Below are 17,713 nucleotides of genomic sequence, written 5' to 3' on the forward strand. Positions count from 1 at the left end.
CCGCCTTCTATATTGCGGGGAATGATTTTTGACAGAAAATAGCGGTAATTTTCTGTTTTCTGCAACCTTAAACCGAACTATGAGCCAGATAAATATACTTTGGGTAGATGATGAAATCGAATCTTTAAAATCACAAATCATCTTTCTGGAAAGCAAGGGGTACAAGGTATCTGCGCTCACCAACGGATATGATGCGCTCGAATTCCTGAAAGAACAGGTGGTAGATGTGGTACTCCTCGATGAATCCATGCCCGGCATCACCGGCCTGGAAACACTGGGCAAAATCAAGGAGATAGACCAGCAAATCCCGGTAGTGATGATCACCAAAAACGAGGCAGAAAATGTGATGGACGATGCCATCGGCTCCCAGATCACCGATTATCTCATCAAACCAGTCAATCCCAACCAGGTATTATTATCGCTCAAAAAAATCATCGACAACAAAAGGCTGGTGGCCGAAAAAACCACCACCGCCTACCAGCAGGAATTCCGGTCCCTGTTTATGGCGCTCAACTCCAATCCCGACTACAACGAATGGATGGAGATATACAAAAAGCTCGTTTACTGGGAAATGGAAATGACCAAGGCCAACAGCCCCGAAATGCTGGAAGTATTTCATACCCAGAAAGCCGAAGCGAATACGGAATTCGCCAAATTCATCAGCCGTAATTACTCCGATTGGCTGCATCCTAAAACTACCGATGCACCCATCATGTCACATACGCTCTTCAGTAAAAAGATTGTGCCTTTCCTTGACCCTGAAGTGCCCAATGTGTTTCTGCTGATCGATAACCTGCGCCTTGACCAGTTTAAAGCAATACTACCCATTTTCCAGGAATCTTTCCGGGTGGTGGAAGAAGACACATTTTACAGCATACTCCCTACCAGTACACAATACAGCCGCAATGCCATTTTTGCCGGCATGCTGCCGATAGATATCGAACATAAGTTCCCGCAGGAATGGAAAAATGATGATGAAGAAGGCGGAAAAAACCTCTATGAAGAGAAGTTTTTCGCAGGCCAGCTGCAGCGCCTGAAAATGGACCCACGGTTTTCCTACACCAAGGTCACCAACCATACCGACGCTCAGCATATGCTGAACAATATCCATAACCTGATGGACTATCCGCTGAGTATCATCGTATACAACTTTGTGGACATGCTCAGTCATGCCCGCACAGAAATGGAAGTGCTGAAAGAACTGGCCAGTGATGAGGCATCTTATCGTTCGCTGACAGCCAGCTGGTTTGAACACAGCCCGCTGCATCAGGCCCTCAAACGGATCAGCGATAAAAAAATTAATCTGATCATCGCTACCGATCATGGCAGCGTAAGGGTAAAAACACCGGTAAAAGTGATCGGTGACAAACAAACCACTACCAATCTTCGCTATAAACACGGCCGTAACCTCAACTACGACGCCAAGGAAGTACTGGCTTTCCGCGATCCGCGCGATGCCGGCCTGCCCAAACCCAACGTCAATTCGTCCTATATTTTCGCCCGGGGAGATGGTTACCTGTGTTATCCCAACAACTACAACTACTTCGTGAACTACTACCGCAATACCTTCCAGCATGGCGGTATTTCGCTGGAAGAAATGATTGTGCCCGTGGTAAGGATGGTATCGAAGTGATTCTTTTAGTTACATTTGTAGTATGAACATTAAGATCACACCTGGTAACCTGACCAAGCTGGAGAAGATTTTCGAAGATGCCAAGTATATACTGCGTTTTGAGAAAGGTTCTTTTACTTCCGGTTATTGTATCCTTGAAGCCAAAAAGGTTGTAGTGATCAACAAGTTTCTGAACCTGGAAGGACGTATTAACACGCTGCTGGATATCTTAACCACGCTTCCGCTGGATGAGGAGCTGCTGACTGCAGAATCGCACAAGCTCTATAAACAGATCCTGAACAGTAAACCCGTGCCGGATGCTGATGAAGCAGCAGCTACCGTCGGGGAAGAGGCACCAGAAAACTAACCATCGGATGAAAGTCACATTTCTTGGAACAGGCACATCGCAGGGAGTACCGGTTATAGCTTGTGGTTGTGAAGTATGTACATCTTCCAATCCCAAAGACAAGCGTTTAAGGAGTAGCATTTTTATCTCCTCAGGAGCAGGTAATATCGTGGTGGACACCACCCCCGATTTTCGCTATCAGATGCTGCGGGCACAGGTAAAACACCTGGAAGCAGTATTGATCACCCATTCACATAAAGATCATATCGCCGGGATGGACGACATCCGGGCATTCAATTATTTCCAGCAGGGCGCCATCGATATCTATGCAACTGAATTCTCGCAGAATGTTATCATGCGGGAGTTTGCCTATGCCTTTGCTGATTTTAAATATCCCGGTATTCCGGAGATCACGCTGAAATCCATTGATGATGAGCCTTTTGCGGTGAATGGCCTTACTATTACGCCGATACAGGTGATGCACTATAAGATGCCGGTGATGGGATTCCGTATCCACGACTTCACCTATATCACCGACGCCAATTTTATCGCCCCGGAAGAGAAAGAAAAAATCCGCGGTTCCAAAGTGCTGGTGCTGAACGCACTGAGGAAGGAAAAACATATCTCTCACTTTACGCTGGAAGAAGCCATTGCACTGGGAAAAGAGCTGGAAGTGCCACAGGTGTATTTTACCCATATCAGCCACCAGCTGGGATTGCATGATGAGGTGATGAAAGAGTTGCCTGATGGTATGGCACTGGCCTATGACGGGCTTACCCTGGAAATATAAGCGCATTTACTTCCTGTTAACAGTTTTCATTTTCCTGTTTTTTATCTTGGGGCTGAATGTTACCCCATGCGTAAGCCTTATCTGAAAGCTTTATTTCATTTCTCCCGGAAGGAACGTGCCGGTATTTTGTTGTTGCTGGCGCTGATAGTCCTTACCAGCCGGCTGCCTCATTGGTGGGCACATTTTCATCGTACAGCCGTTGCCGATACTATAGGTTTTTATAATGCCTTGCAAGCGCTGGAAGCCCTGCAGGCAGACAGTGTGGAGGTTGCAACCACATATGCCCATACATCACAGCCCACGCTCTTTTATTTTGATCCTAATACCTTGTCTGCAGCCGGATGGCAGCAGCTGGGTATCAGTGCCCGTACGGCAGCCACCATTGCCCGTTATCTGGAGAAAGGAGGGCGGTTCCGGCAGGCAACGGACCTGCAACGGATATACGGGCTTACGCCTGTATTATGCCGGCAACTGCAACCCTATGTCCGTATTGTTCGGGAGGAGAGGGGAATGAGAGCGCCGGACAGTGCGCGGCATTTCGAACGCAGGTATAATAGTTATACTTACAGAAAAGATAGCAGTGCTTACCATCCCAAGCCATCACCCCATATCATTGATATTAATGCCGCTGATACCTCCGCCTGGCAGTCGTTGCCAGGTATAGGGCCTGGATTTGCCAGGCGTATCGTGGCTTTCCGGGATAAGCTGGGAGGGTTTTATGATATCATGCAGGTGAGCGAATGTTATGGTTTACCGGACAGTACCTTTAAAAAAATTCAACCTTTTTTGCAGAACGGTAATAGTTCTCTAAAAAAATTAGACCTCAACCTCACAGATGAAAAATCTTTGGCAGCACATCCATATATACGTTATAAACTGGCCCGTTTGATAGTACAGTATCGCAGTGCCCATGGGGGTTTCAGGCATGTTGAAGAGCTCAGGCAGCTACCGTTGGTAGATGAGATTATTTATCGTAAAATTGAACATTACATTGTAATCACTTTTTAAACCCGCACGTTATGAATTTTGAGCCTACGGATATGCAGCAACAGATTGCCCAGATGATCCGGGATTTCGGAAAAACACATATTGCACCACACGTGTTGGAGTGGGATGAAAAACAGGAGTTTCCTGTGGAGCTTTTCAAACAACTGGGTGGACTGGGATTAATGGGGGTGCTGGTGCCACAGGAGTATGGTGGTAGTGGTATGGGTTACCTGGAATATGTAACAGTTGTCAGCGAGATAGCCCGTTTCTGTGGTGCTATCGGACTGAGTGTGGCGGCACATAACTCTTTATGTACCGGCCATATCCTGCAATTCGGCAACGAAGAGCAGAAAAAACGTTATCTGCCCAAGCTGGCTTCTGCCGAATGGATTGGAGCATGGGGCCTTACAGAGCCCAATACCGGTTCTGATGCAATGAACATGAAATGTGTAGCCAAAAAGGATGGTGATCACTGGGTACTGAACGGTACCAAATGTTGGATCACTCATGGAAAAAGCTGTGATGTGGCCGTGGTGATTGCCCGCACCGGCAATGTGAGAGATAGTCATGGTATGACCGCCTTCGTGGTAGAGAAAGGTACACCGGGTTTCAGTGGCGGTAAAAAAGAGAATAAGCTGGGTATGCGGGCATCCGAAACAGCTGAAATGATATTTGATAATTGCCGCATACCGGCAGCCAATATGCTGGGGGCTGAAGGAGACGGTTTTATACAGTCCATGAAAGTGCTGGACGGAGGCCGTATTTCGATTGCGGCGCTTTCACTGGGTATTGCCATGGGCGCACGCGATGCTGCCGTAAAATACGCCCAGGAACGCCATCAATTTGATAAACCTATCGCTGCCTTCCAGGGAGTATCCTTTAAACTGGCAGATATGGCTACGGAAATAGAGGCCGCCACCCTGCTGACCCTCCAGGCTGCCGATATGAAGAACAGGCATGTGAAAATGACCAAAGAAGCTGCCATGGCTAAATATTACGCCTCGGAAGTAGCGGTGAGGGTAGCCAACGACGCCGTACAGATTTTCGGCGGATATGGCTATACCAAAGACTTCCCGGTGGAAAAATATTATCGAGATGCAAAATTATGCACTATCGGAGAGGGCACTTCAGAGATACAAAAGATCGTAATTGCCAGAGAGGCACTAAGATAACTATATGGATTTTTGTTATTGATTTTGATGGTATTGAGATAGGTGATTTTTTTTAATTTAAAAAATGAAAAGCTGCAAACCTTTCATCTTTTTTTACAAAAAAATGAAATATTACCCCTTTAGTGTTATTTAGATATTGCAAAAGGAACGTTAAATTTGGGTTAATTCATCACTCTTTACCGTTTATCAACCTTAACACAAAATCAGAGAAAGATTTGAAACACTTTTACGCAATGGAAAGCACCCTTTAAACGGGTGCTTTCTTATACCGAAATTCACTCGTATCAGTACAAATCATTAGGACCTGTAATTTCCACGTTATGCTTTCAGACGTAAAAAGCACTCCCTCAAAAATGAACTGTGATACGTATGATATTTACTGATGGAACGAAGATAAAAGCAAAGCCCCCATTGATATTTAGTCAATGGGGGCTTTGCTTTTATCTTCATAAATGATAACTGCTCATATCTGCTGTTTTGCTTTGATCATCAGGAGCATCATTATCATCACATCAATCAGGGTTGTTTTTTGTCTTTGAAGAAGTCAGTGATTTTATCTTTAGCTTCTTCTGCCCATCCTTCCGCTTTATCTTTCCAGTCTTCAGCTTTGTCTTTCACATTATCCATGAAATCGCTGGCCTGATCTGCGAGGCTTTCTTTCTTTTCTCCGGGTTTATCGGACATATTAGCGAACCAGGTGTCTACGGTGCCGGCGATAAAGGGGGGAAGCTTGCCTTTCACATATTCTTTGATCACTTCGATGGACTGGGCTGCCTGTTCAGGAGTAAGGCCGGCTTTGGCCTGTAATTGCTGAATGAGTTCCTGCATGATAGTGGGTTTTAAGGTGAATTACAAGTTACGGATTACGAATTATTGTTCTGTAATTCGTAATCCGTAATTGATTACGCAACTTTAAGCTTGGATAACGTAGACCGTTCCAGTTTGTTTTGCGCGTATTCTTTGGTCAGAGCAAAGGAGGTTTCGTTAGCAGATGGCAGTTCGTACATGGCATCGCTCAATACTACTTCGCATATGGACCGCAGGCCACGGGCGCCCAGCTTATATTCCATTGCTTTGTCTACAATATATTCGATCGCTTCGTCTTCAACCTGAAGGTCGATATTTTCGATGGCGAACAGTTTTTTGTATTGTTTGATCAGGGCGTTCTTAGGCTCTGTCAGGATAGCCTTGAGGGTATCTCTGTCGAGTGAGTTGAGGTAAGTCACCACTGGCAGACGTCCCAGTAATTCGGGGATAAGGCCGAATGATTTCAGGTCCTGGGAGTTGACATAGCGAAGGATCTGTTTCCTGCTCTCTTCTTCTTTTTCCTTGTTAACGGTGAAGCCGATAGAGTGGGTTTGGATTCTTCTGCTGATGATACGGTCGATACCATCGAAGGCACCGCCGCAGATGAACAGGATGTTGCTGGTGTTCAGCTTGATCAGTTTCTGTTCAGGGTGTTTGCGGCCACCCTGTGGAGGTACCAGTACTTCAGCACCTTCGAGGAGCTTGAGCAGCCCTTGTTGTACGCCTTCGCCGCTTACATCACGGGTGATGGAAGGGTTATCATTTTTGCGGGCGATTTTATCGATTTCATCGATGTATACGATACCGCGTTCGGCGGCTTCTACGTCATAGTTGCATACCTGGAGGAGGCGGCTGAGGATACTTTCCACGTCTTCACCTACATAACCAGCTTCTGTAAATACGGTAGCATCTACGATGGTGAACGGAACGTTCAGCTGTTTGGCGATGGATTTGGCCAGCAGGGTTTTACCGGTACCGGTTTCACCTACCATGATGATGTTGGATTTTTCGATTTCCACTTCATCATCTCCTATTTGCTGGTTTAATCTTTTATAGTGGTTGTATACTGCTACAGCCAGGATTTTTTTAGCATCGTCCTGCCCGATAACGTATTCGTCCAGGAACTTTTTCATGTCCATGGGCTTTGCTACTTTGGGCATTACGTTGGTAGCGGTGGAGGCAGCTTTTTTGCCGGGAGTGAACAACTCTGCGTCAATGATTTCCTGTGCATTGGCCACGCAGTTTTCACAGATATGTCCTTCCGCTCCCGCAATCAGTATCTGCACATCATCCTTAGAGCGGCTGCAGAAGGAACAACGAATTTTCGATTCTTTCATTTCAGCGTTAATTATTTTTCGACGAATCTACAATGCCTGCAATCTTATTACAGGGTTACAAATTTACACTAAAAATCCGGGTAGGTGGTAAAATAAAACAGCCCCGCCTGTGGCGGGACTGTTAAAGTTATCTTAACCGGCCAGGTGGTTCCTGATCAGTCCGGATTTAGTAGATTTTGCAGGATAGATTAAGATTATCAAGACTTAACATTTTACGTTTATGCTATATCTGTGTGTCTTTAATTCCCGCTACCTGGATTACTGTGGAGTGTCCAGTTGTTTTTTCGGATTCTTCTGAAGTACGTCGTCGATGATTCCGTATTCTTTAGCTTCATCAGCGGTCATCCAGTAGTCGCGATCAGAGTCTTTTTCCACTTTTTTCACGGGTTGACCGCAGTGGCCGGCAATGATCTCGTTGAGTTCTTTTTTCAGTTTCACGAACTCACGGGCAGTGATTTCGATGTCAGAAGTCTGACCTTCAGCGCCGCCGTGAGGCTGGTGAATCATGACGCGGGCGTGTTTCAGCGCAGTACGTTTTCCTTTGGTACCAGCTACCAGCAATACAGCGCCGAAAGAGGCGGCCATACCGGTGCAGATAGTAGCTACATCAGGAGAAATGATCTGCATGGTGTCATAAATACCCAGGCCAGCGTAAACGCTACCACCAGGGCTATTGATGTACATCTGAATATCACGGTTGCGGTCGGAAGATTCCAGGAACAGCAACTGCGCGGTAATAACGTTGGCCACGTAGTCGTTAACGGGATCTCCCAGGAAAATAATACGATCAGCCATCAACCTGGAGAAAACGTCCATCTGGGTCATATTCATCTGGCGCTCTTCGAGGATATATGGAGTCAGGCTATTGATCTGGTGGCTTTTGGCATAGCTATCTACAACCAGGCTGCTGATTCCGCGATGCTTGATGGCATATTTTCTGAATTCATCGTTATTAATGTTCATGATGGTGATGTTTATGAGGTAAATTAACAAATTCTTCTGCTTTGATTTCCTCTTCTTTCACGTTCACCTTGGTTTCAGCCCAGTCAAACAACTTGGCAGTGATCATTTCACGATAAGTCTGGTCAACAAATTTTTCGTCCTGCAGCAGGCGGTCCAGGTAGCTATCCAGCCATTCAGCACCATCAGCAGCAGCGCCACCGTAGTAGCCCAGTACTTTTTGTTTGGCGTTTTCTTTCAGATCTTCGAAAGAAACTTCCAGTTTATTATCACGAACCAGTTTATCGCTAATCAGTGTCCAACGGAGTTGGTGGTCGAAACCCGGGAATTCTTTTTCGGCTTCTTCGGCAGTTTTTGGTTTTTCACCACCTACCTGCAGCCAGCGTTTCAGGAAATCCTTTGGTAATTCGATCGGCGTTTCATGTACCAGCACTTCGAACAGGTCGTTGTGCATGTGGTTGCGGCTTTCTGAATCCCAGTATTTCGCGATTTCTTCTCTCAGTTTAGTGCGGAAAGCTTCTTCTGTGGTGATGTTATCCGCAGGGTAAACTTCTTTGAAGAATTCTTCGTTTAATTCTCTTTTTTCGATCAGGGTGATCTTGGTGATAGTCAGGTTGAAGTGCTTTTTAGCAGCTTCTTTGTCGCCAGCTTCAATACCCAGATCTTTTGAAACCCAGGCCAGACGTTGTTCGTCGAAGGATTTGCCCAGTTCGATTACGATGCTTTCGTTAACTTTTTTGCCTTTCAGCTCAGCCTGTACAGCCTCAGTGAAGTATTTAACCAGCAGGCTGGTTTCTTTTTTGATACCACCTTCAACTACATTGCCTTTAGCATCAGCTTCTTCGAAAGTAACGTTGATGATGTCGTCTTCAGTGCTAACCGCTTCGCCTTCAGATGGTTTACCACCTTTCAGCTGTAAACGCTGAACTTCGTCATTTACCATTTCTTCGGTAACAGCCACCTTGTATTTGGTGAGGGTGGTTTTATTGTTGTCGAGCGGGGTAACTTCAAAAGCTGGTTTCAGACCCACTTCAAATTCAAAAGTATATTCAGCAGGTTGGTTGAAATCGAGATCTTTTGCAGTTTTTTCCAGAGAGAGTGGTTGACCGAAGATATCCAGTTTCTCTGCCTGTACATAACCCATCAGCTCTTTTTCCACAGTTTTCAGCACTTCGTCGCCAAAGATGGCTGGACCATGCATTTTCTTAATCATACCGGCAGGCACCATACCTTTACGGAAGCCTGGGATATTTGCATTCTTGCTGAATTGTTTTACTGCTTTGTCAAAATTAGGAAGGTAATCTTCCTGGCTCACTTTCACAGTGATCTTATCGTTCAATAAACCAATGTTTTCTCTGGTAACGGTTGCCATAATTGAATTGTATAAAAATGTTCTTTAAGAAGCAATAATGATTCCTTGTTTGTATTTCTGCCATGAAGTCACAAACGGCAAGCAGGAATGGCAGGAAATAAAATAAAAATAAAAGACAATTAATTAGGTGAGAGCGCGTCAGGTATGACTGCAGTGACAATGAAAGTGAAGGAAAGCATAGCATTATCACATTGCCATATTGACACATTGCCACTTAAAAAATATGTCCGGGTGGAGGGACTCGAACCCCCATGCCTCGCGGCACCAGATCCTAAGTCTGGCATGTCTACCAATTTCACCACACCCGGAACTGATAAATATAAGAACTTTTGCTATTCGACTTCCCCGTCAGGGCCGCGCGAAAATAAGAAAAAAGCATTGCTTTTTACTCAAAAAGGATTGCAAAGGTATTATTTTCCCCGAATTAAAAAAAATAACTGTGATTAGTTTGATACTCACTGATTTGTGTGATGGTTGTGTAGAGTTTATAATCACTGAATGTATTGATATTCATTTATTTATGTGATTATTAAGGAGGAACCGCTGATCTGTTGGATGATCATCATACCAGTACTCATCTTCATCCAATATCAAAAATCAAAAATAATCATACATCAAAAAAATTCCCCGTTCGCATTCAACTAATCAAGATCGGGAAATGTTCCATCATCATCTCTCAATCATTCATCATTCAACTGCTCAGCGGTCCGTAAATCATCATACAATCAGTAGTTCATTGTGTACATCAGTGGTGTTGGTAACTCCCAGCCACTTGTTGCCAATAGTTGCATAGAGGCTCCTGAAATCCGTACGTACAGGCAGTTCTCCGCCCGTAAGCGTGCAGGGCTGGATACCCCATTGGCGCAGCCGGCTGCCAAAGATATATACCTGGTTGCCATGCCCATGATCGGTGCCCTGGCGGATATTCTGTGATACACTACGGCCGAATTCAGACCAGGTCACCACCAGGGTGTTGTCCAGCTGGCCATTGCGCCGGAGGGCATGCAGAAAAGTACTGACACCCTGTGCATAGGTGGCCAGCAGCTGGTCTTGCTGTACCCGCTGAAACTGGTGGGTATCAAAACCATCCAGGGCGAGGTGATACACTTGTGTAGGATCTCCTTTGCCGATCTGGCTGGCGATATGTTCCAGCGTAGGGCCGAAATCGGCGGTGCCGAGATCAGTTGCCGGGATTGTAGCAGGTAGCCAGTGGTTGGCCTCCAGGCCCTGCAAACAGCCGGTACGCCATATTTGGCTGGAGTGATAATGAGAAGTGTCGGTATCGGGATAACCTACCTGTTGTAATACCAACAACTGCTGCTTTTCATAAAATGGCAGCAGCGCCCGCAAAGCAGGGTTAAATCCCCATTCGGCGGTGACGGGTAATACTTCCTCCGCCGGGATGGCCAGCTGAGGCCGTTGCTGGTAGTACATTTCCTGCCGGTAGGGAATAACGGTGTTCAGTCCATCATTGCCTCCCATCAGCTGAATAAATACCACCCGCCGGGTAGCAGGCTGCGAGGTCTTTGCCATGGCGGCATGTACAAAGGCCGGCAACAGCATCATGCCTGAAGCCATACCGGATTGTTTTAAAAAGTCTCTGCGCTTCATGCCATTGTTTTTTGCGCCTTATAGCCATTGAGACCATAAAACAGAATATAGAGATAACATACTACCGGAATGAGGAAAGCCACCTGCCAGCTGGCATGGTCCTTCAGAAAACCTTGTGCAAAGGAGATGACAGCCCCTCCGCAGATGGCGGTAGACAGCAGGCCGGAAGCCGTAGTAGTGTGTTTGCCCACACCTTCCACAGAAAGGGAAAAGATAGTGGCAAACATGATCGCATTACACAATCCAACGGCAATCATACTCCATACCGCTATATAGCCTGTAGTGCTTACTGACAGCAATACCAGCAATACTGCACCCACTGCACATACAGCCAGTACCCTCGGCGGCGGTAAAACGCGCAGAAGGCCGGCACCCAGCAAACGCCCTACCAGCATACCACCCCAGTAAAAGGCCACATAGTTATTGGCCACATTTTCGGGGATGCCCAACAGGTCCACGATATAATTGGTAAGGAAGGTGCCGATGGATACTTCTGCTCCCACATACACAAAAATGCCGATGATACCGAAGCGCAGGTTGCGGTAAGAAAAAATGCCCCTGCTCTCTCCGGAGCCCTGATTACTACCGGCAGTGCTGATAACGGGAAGGGCTAAACGGGAAACGGCAAAAGCAATCAACAATAACAATGCTGCAATACCCAGGTAAGGATAACGTACGGCCTCGCTGGAAGCATGGGATTCCTCCAGTCTGGTGAGGATAAAATGAGCACCGAAAAGAGGGGCCACAGTAGTGCCTACAGAGCCCACACCCTGTATCAGCGTAAGCCGGGCCGAAGCGGTATGGGCCGGTCCCAGTGCCGTGATATACGGATTGGCAGCTACCTGCAGCAATACAATACCAATCGCGATTACAAACAAGGCAGCCAGAAACAGCATATACTGATGAAACACCGAAGCGGGGTAAAACAGTAATCCTCCCACAGCCGCGATGGCAAAGCCCAGCACCATTCCTTTCTTGTAACCGGTACGGCTTACGATTTTTCCGGCCGGAACAGACATGATGCCATAGGTAAGAAAAAAGTAAAACTGCACCAGCGAAGATTGTGAATAACTCAGGGTGAAGCCTTTCTTGAAAAAGGGTACCAGGGTGTCGTTGAGGCAGGTGATGAAGCCCATCATAAAATAAAGTACTGCCAGCGAAATAAGGGCAGGCATATACGACTGTTTGCTGCCGGAGACCGTGGTCTGTACCTGGTTTGTAGTGGATATTACCGCCATAAATTATTTTGGTTGAGTGGATAATGCATGTTTGGCTGCGATCTGCTGCAGCGTAGTCCAGCTTTGATAAAGGCCTCTCGGCACATGGAAACAGCCTTTCCATTTCCCGCCTTTGAGCGGAAGGAGCGGCTGGCCCTGCCTGTTAAGATAACCAAACCATTCACCATTTTCAGGATCAGGGAAATGTTTCCAGGTATAATCATGTACTATTTCGAACCATTGCCAGCATTTTTCGTCGCCGGTATGGAGGTATCCTTTCAGGAGGCTGATAATGGTTTCTATATGTACCCACCACAGCTTCTGGTCCCATTCCAGTTGTTGCGGAGGATACCCCTTTACATCGAGGAAGTAGAAGATACCGCCGTATTGCTGGTCCCATCCGTATTCCAGCAGGCTGAGGGTGATGTCTTTGGCTTTGGTGATCAGCGCCTGATCGTTGTTGCGGGTGGCCAGATCCATGACAAACCACATGGCTTCCAGGCCGTGACCAGGGTTGAGGAGGCGTCCTTCGAAAGAGTCTGACAGCTGTCCTTCGGGAGTAATGTTTTCCATGATCAGGCCGGAGTCTTTCTGGTAAAAAACATCCATTACGGTGTGGATACCCTGTTGGATGGTGTTTTCGACCAGCTGTTTGTCCAGCAGTGTCTCCATTTCCAGCACGAGGTTGCAGAGTATCATGGGCAGTGCAAAGTTCTGCAGGGGCCGGGTGCCGGGCATGGCTTTGGAATAGTGCCCTTTGGGATTGTCCTGTCTTTTGAGGATGTTGTGAAAGGTGGTGATAGCGATTTGGCTGTAGTCGGCATTACCGGTGGCCTGGTACAGCTGGCCGAAAGCCATGGCAGCGAAACAGTCTGAAAAGATATTATAGGGCGCTATCAGCGGGGCTCCGGTACGGGTAAGGGAGAAGTACCAGTTACCATCTTTGTCGCGCCCATGTTTTTTCAGGAATTCGGCACCCTGGATGGCCATGTCCAGCCATTCCTGTTTTTTCTCCACTTTGTTGTAGAGCATACTGAAACACCATACTTCGCGGCATTGCAGCCAGATGAACTTATCGGTGTCGAATACTTTTCCTTCCCGGTCGAGGCAGGTGAAATAGCCGCCGTATTCTTTGTCCGGCGAATGTTGTAACCAGAACGGTACTACGTCGTTTAGAAGGTTATGCTGATATAACGTGGCATACTCATGAAATGTCATTGTTCTCTGTTTAAAGGGTTTTGAGGTATTCTTTATAGCGGTTGTACAGATGACCGGCCTGCAGGTAGGCAGACTGTGGACTCATGAAGTGGGAGAACTCGAAGGTGATGGCCTTGTCGTAGCCGGCTTTACGCGCGGCTTCCAGCTTCATGCGTAATTTTTCGAATTTGATGGGCATAAATTTGATAGGCATGTCGCGGTCGAAGGATTCTGCGTTGGTCCAGCACTGGATGCCGTATTTATCTGCCATTTTTTTATTGACAGCGAAGAAGTCGGGTAGTTCGTGGAATTCGATGTGGCCGTCCTGGAAGGCTACTGCATCTACTACGCCTTTGATGCCGTCGAATATTTCACTCCATTCTGATTCGTGTTGTTTCAGGGAAACAGCATCTTCTCTGGTGATGGTGGAAGAAGCGGCCATGACAGCCTTTTTACCGTCTATCCAGGGAGATATCAGTGTAGGGAGGTTGTTGGAAATGTCTTTGCAATGTTTGCCCAGTTTGGCATACAGGTCAATCACTTTGCCGGTGCGTCTGCTCACTTCCTGGGTAAGGTACCAGCCCTGGAAGGATTTGTAGTGGCCATATTTTTTCCATACTTCATCAATTACTTTCAGGTTGATGTCTACTTCTTTCTGGAAATCGCCTTTCCACCAGTATTTACCGGAGTCGTAGAGGCCGAAGTAAAATTTCATATGATGTTTGTCGGCCAGTTCCAGGAACATTTTTACGAGGTCTACCGGAGGTTCGTAGCCGCCTTCTTCTTTCATGACTACCTGGGAAGGATAGGTGAGCCAGCGTTGGAAGCCGCTTCTGATAAGGAATACAGTGTCTATGCCGATAGCTTTCATATGGGAGAAGTCGGCATCCCATTCTGCGCGGCCCCAGTTCTGGTGGGGGATGTCGTGGCTGATTTCGTCGAGGAAGGTACCTGTTATTTTCATGTTGTTGTTGATTTATGGTTGAAGGGTGCCGGTAAAGGTCACGGGAATATCAAAGGGATGCAGGAAGTGGTCGGTGAGTACAGCGGCCATTTCCCGGTTGAGTGACAGGGTGTCGCTGATGGCAGTGCTGAACTGCAGCTGTTGCCAGGCATCGGCAATTTTTTCGTAGGTGATGCCGGTGGCGCCGGCTGCCTGAAATGCTTTGACGATAAAAGCCGGTGTGAGATCCTGTCCAGTGGGCGTCAACTGCCGTGCTGCCGGGTAATAGGTGAGCAGGCCCTGGGTGAACTCATATTCGCTGATAGGCCGTTGCGGATAAAACCAGGTTTGGTTGGCCCAGGTGTATGGCACACCAAATCCTCTGAGTATACCGGTGGCGCCTATACGTTGTATGGCATTAAAATGCGGATTTTCTTTGGTGACATCTATATAAGGCATCAGATATACGCCGGCTTTGAGGAGTGCCTGCTGCACACTCCGCACAGCCACTTTGCGGGGTGGCAGCTGTTGTTGTAAGGCGATGGCCGCGAGTGCGCCGGCAGCCTGACCCAGCTGTAACACCACTGGTTGCAGGCGGGTGGCGCCATTGACGATGTTGGTGACACTGATGCTTTTTTCTGCTACGATCAGATCTTCTGTTTGTGCTGGTATCAGAGAACCGAGCGGAATATTATAGGAAGGCACTTTGGCTTTGGAGAAGTCTATTTTAGGTACGGCGGGATCTTTTTCCTGGTGATGATCAATCGGATAATCTCCTACGGCAATGCCTGTACGATAATAGGCTTCCGGTTGGTCGAACGGTTTGGCTACATGATTAAAAGTGAGGGTGGTGATACCTTTGAGGCGCCGTGCTTCCCTGTAGTAGGGGATCATGGGCAGTTTATCATCGGTAGGATATTCATCATCGGCGATGCCCAGGTTTTTGTATCCCAGTTCGGTTTGCAGGTAGTAGAGATAACGGAGGGTATGAAGCTTAGCTTTTTTAAGGGCTTCGGTGCGTGCTTCCCTGTTCATTTCGATGACGTTGAGCGGGTAGTCGTTGCCGCAGCCGGGCCAGTTGATCATGTATTTGTTATTGGGCAGTTTGCCATACTGCATCATGAAGTCGCAGTTCATTTTGCCGTTGTTGCTGCCGTAAGGGTCTGAGCCGGCGCAGCAGCAGCGGAAGATATCGGGCTGATATCCGGCAGGGCGTGGGATGGTTTTATCCGCATTTTTGCCGTAGTCTTTGAGGGTGACTACATAAGTAAGCACCTGGATGTAATTGTTGGCTTTAAGCGGGGCCACAGCTTCTCCGGTTTGCAGGCGGCTGTCCATGCCGGTGCTATAGGGAGTGCGGGTAGCGGCCATGATGTCGCCAAGTTCAGTGGCGTCTATCAGGATTTTGGCTTCTATGGTGCCGGGTTGGTTATTGTGGATAAAACTGACACGCCATTTACCGTTTTGTTTGCTGACACCGGTCCACCGGGTATTGAAGTGGATATGCAGATTATTTTCTTTAGCGGCCATTTGCTGCAGGATGTTGTTGCCTACAGATGGTTCGAAGAGGGTGTTGCTGACCCAGCCGGTAGCCACTGCTTTAGGGCCGCCATAGTGCTGGTGAAGCTGTTCCCTGAATTCGCCCCAGAGGCCGGAGGGGAGGGCATTGTTGCCGTCGATGGCGGAAACACCTGCGGAGGTGAGCATGCCGCCGAGCCAGGTTGTTTCTTCCAGGATGGTGGTGTTGATGCCCATGCGGGCGGCCTGTATGCCGGCGGTGGTGCCGCTGGCGCCGCCGCCGATGATAAGCAGATCTGTCTGCAGTTGTTGTGCACTCAGGCTCCAGGTAAGGAAACAGAGTAGTTGGCTGATAAAAAGTTTTCTTAATAAGATCATAAAGAACAGATAGGTAACCAAAATAAAAAATTATTTTAGTAACCAATAATACTAATTAATAAAATTTATTTATTCTTGTTAAATAATAAAATATTTTTTGAAATATGAAATGTTTATTTAAATAATCGATTTTTGCAGCCCCTCTTTTAATAATTATTAAGAATATCGTTATTAAATTGAGCCCTTCATTCATGTAAAGCACACACCACATATGGGTAAGACCTTTTTCGAAGAACTGAACAATGACAATGTTACCGGGGTAGCCTATAAAAATATTAACCTGAAGAAGGCCGCTCTGGCCTACTTCGCCAACATCGGCAATGCCACCATCGCCGACATGTGCAAAGAACTTAACCTCAGCGCTCCCAAAGTAACCACCCTGCTCAACGATCTCATACAGGACGGACTGGTAAAAGATTACGGCAAAGTAGAATCTACCGGCGGCCGGAAACCCAATCTGTACGGCCTGGTGCCCGACTCCGCTTTTTTTATCGGCGTAGATGTGAAACAACATCACCTGAATCTCGGACTGTCTGACCTGCAGAAAAATCTGGTCTGTACAGAAGAAGGCATACCTTATAAACTGGACAACAACAAAGCTTCGCTGGAAGAACTCTGTGTACTCATCAGCAACTTTATCAATGGCCTGACTGTACCCCGCGAAAAAATCCTGGGCATCGGCATTAACCTGTCCGGCCGCATCAACTATGCTACCGGCTACAGTTACAGCTTTTTCTACTTCGATGAAGAACCACTCAGCAAAATCATCGAAACGAAACTGGGCATCCGGGTGTTTCTGGAAAACGACTCCCGTGCGATGGCCTACGGCGAATTTTGTTCAGATACCGTTCATGGCGAACGTAATGTACTTTTCCTGAACCTCGACTATGGTATTGGTATGGGTGTATTGATAGACGGCCAGCTGTATTACGGTAAATCAGGCTATAGCGGTGAAGTGGGACATATTCCGCTATTTGATAATGAAATCATCTGCCACTGTGGGAAAAAAGGCTGCCTCGAAACCGAAGCTTCCGGATGGGCCCTCACCCGCATGTTCCAGGACAGACTGAAGGAAGGTTCCTCTTCCATGCTCTCCCGCAAACACGGTGCCCCCGGGAGTATACAACTGGAAGATATTATCGATGCCGCCATCCACGACGACGTGCTGGCCATCGAACTGATCGCCAAAATAGGAGAGAACCTGGGCCGTGGTATTGCCCTGCTGATCAATATCTTCAATCCTGAACTGGTGATATTAGGCGGAAGCCTGGCAGCCACACAGGATTATATCCGCTTGCCTATCAAAAGCGCTGTCAACAAATACTCACTCAGCCTCGTGAATAACGATACCAAACTGAGGATATCCAGTCTGGGTGAACGGGCCGGTATTATTGGTGCCTGCCTGCTGGTGCGCAATAAAGTGTTGATTAATTAGTCCACAGATAATATAAAATAATAAGGCGCAA

At 47.2% G+C, this 17,713-nt stretch carries 15 protein-coding genes and 1 tRNA gene; 6 read left to right on the top strand and 10 right to left on the bottom strand.

Translation table 11 applies throughout. The features are described from left to right. The first annotated feature begins 79 nt into the window (after positions 1–79). The 5 genes from porX to DF182_RS16000 all read left to right on the top strand — a co-directional run bounded on the left by porX (position 80) and on the right by DF182_RS16000 (position 4,907). The gene (porX, locus tag DF182_RS15980) at positions 80–1,633 is read left to right on the top strand and encodes a T9SS response regulator signal transducer PorX (RefSeq protein WP_113616623.1); all 1,554 of its coding nucleotides are present in this window, start codon (positions 80–82) and stop codon (positions 1,631–1,633) included. A gap of 22 nt (positions 1,634–1,655) precedes the next feature. Next, a complete protein-coding gene (locus DF182_RS15985; protein WP_113616625.1) occupies positions 1,656–1,979 on the top strand; it encodes a hypothetical protein in 324 nt (107 codons plus the stop codon). Positions 1,980–1,986: 7 nt separating this feature from the next. Continuing rightward, positions 1,987–2,748 (top strand): MBL fold metallo-hydrolase, encoded by a 762-nt coding sequence (locus DF182_RS15990; RefSeq protein ID WP_113616627.1) that lies wholly within the window; start codon positions 1,987–1,989, stop codon positions 2,746–2,748. A gap of 66 nt (positions 2,749–2,814) precedes the next feature. After that, complete coding sequence (locus DF182_RS15995; RefSeq protein ID WP_113616629.1) at positions 2,815–3,756, top strand: ComEA family DNA-binding protein; 942 nt, start codon at positions 2,815–2,817, stop codon at positions 3,754–3,756. Positions 3,757–3,767: 11 nt separating this feature from the next. Further along, positions 3,768–4,907 (top strand): acyl-CoA dehydrogenase family protein, encoded by a 1,140-nt coding sequence (locus DF182_RS16000; RefSeq protein WP_113616630.1) that lies wholly within the window; start codon positions 3,768–3,770, stop codon positions 4,905–4,907. 516 nt (positions 4,908–5,423) lie between these two features. Here the strand turns inward: DF182_RS16000 and DF182_RS16005 are convergent. The 10 genes from DF182_RS16005 to DF182_RS16050 all read right to left on the bottom strand — a co-directional run bounded on the left by DF182_RS16005 (position 5,424) and on the right by DF182_RS16050 (position 16,247). Beyond that, positions 5,424–5,735 carry a YtxH domain-containing protein gene (locus DF182_RS16005; RefSeq protein WP_113616632.1) on the bottom strand — a complete coding sequence of 104 codons (312 nt, stop codon included), beginning with the start codon at positions 5,733–5,735 and terminating at the stop codon, positions 5,424–5,426. A gap of 74 nt (positions 5,736–5,809) precedes the next feature. Next, complete coding sequence (gene clpX, locus DF182_RS16010; protein ID WP_113616634.1) at positions 5,810–7,051, bottom strand: ATP-dependent Clp protease ATP-binding subunit ClpX; 1,242 nt, start codon at positions 7,049–7,051, stop codon at positions 5,810–5,812. A gap of 258 nt (positions 7,052–7,309) precedes the next feature. Next, positions 7,310–8,014, bottom strand: a complete 705-nt coding sequence (clpP, locus tag DF182_RS16015) for an ATP-dependent Clp endopeptidase proteolytic subunit ClpP (protein ID WP_113616636.1) — start codon at positions 8,012–8,014, stop codon at positions 7,310–7,312. Further along, complete coding sequence (gene tig, locus DF182_RS16020; protein ID WP_113616637.1) at positions 8,004–9,383, bottom strand: trigger factor; 1,380 nt, start codon at positions 9,381–9,383, stop codon at positions 8,004–8,006. Before tig ends, clpP begins: the two co-directional genes overlap by 11 nt. 226 nt (positions 9,384–9,609) lie before the next feature. Next, positions 9,610–9,691, bottom strand: a tRNA-Leu gene (locus tag DF182_RS16025). A 409-nt stretch (positions 9,692–10,100) separates the two neighbouring features. Continuing rightward, positions 10,101–10,994, bottom strand: a complete 894-nt coding sequence (locus tag DF182_RS16030; protein WP_113616639.1) for a DUF1501 domain-containing protein — start codon at positions 10,992–10,994, stop codon at positions 10,101–10,103. Next, on the bottom strand, positions 10,991–12,232 hold the full coding sequence (locus tag DF182_RS16035; RefSeq protein WP_113616641.1) for a sugar MFS transporter: 1,242 nt from the start codon (positions 12,230–12,232) through the stop codon (positions 10,991–10,993). The genes DF182_RS16030 and DF182_RS16035 overlap by 4 nt, the downstream gene beginning before the upstream one ends. 3 nt (positions 12,233–12,235) lie before the next feature. Beyond that, entirely contained in the window at positions 12,236–13,429 is a 1,194-nt protein-coding gene (locus tag DF182_RS16040; RefSeq protein WP_113616643.1) for an AGE family epimerase/isomerase, read from the bottom strand. Positions 13,430–13,439: 10 nt separating this feature from the next. Further along, positions 13,440–14,372 (bottom strand): DUF4434 domain-containing protein, encoded by a 933-nt coding sequence (locus tag DF182_RS16045; RefSeq protein WP_113616645.1) that lies wholly within the window; start codon positions 14,370–14,372, stop codon positions 13,440–13,442. A 12-nt stretch (positions 14,373–14,384) separates the two neighbouring features. After that, positions 14,385–16,247, bottom strand: a complete 1,863-nt coding sequence (locus DF182_RS16050; RefSeq protein ID WP_113616924.1) for an FAD-dependent oxidoreductase — start codon at positions 16,245–16,247, stop codon at positions 14,385–14,387. A 211-nt stretch (positions 16,248–16,458) separates the two neighbouring features. On the opposite strand from DF182_RS16050, the gene DF182_RS16055 reads away from it, so the two are divergent. Next, positions 16,459–17,682: an ROK family protein gene (locus tag DF182_RS16055; protein ID WP_113616647.1), complete on the top strand. Its 1,224-nt coding sequence runs from the start codon at positions 16,459–16,461 to the stop codon at positions 17,680–17,682. The last annotated feature ends 31 nt before the right edge of the window (positions 17,683–17,713 follow it).

The sequence above is a fragment of the Chitinophaga flava genome, assembly GCF_003308995.1.
GTDB lineage: Bacteria > Bacteroidota > Bacteroidia > Chitinophagales > Chitinophagaceae > Chitinophaga > Chitinophaga flava.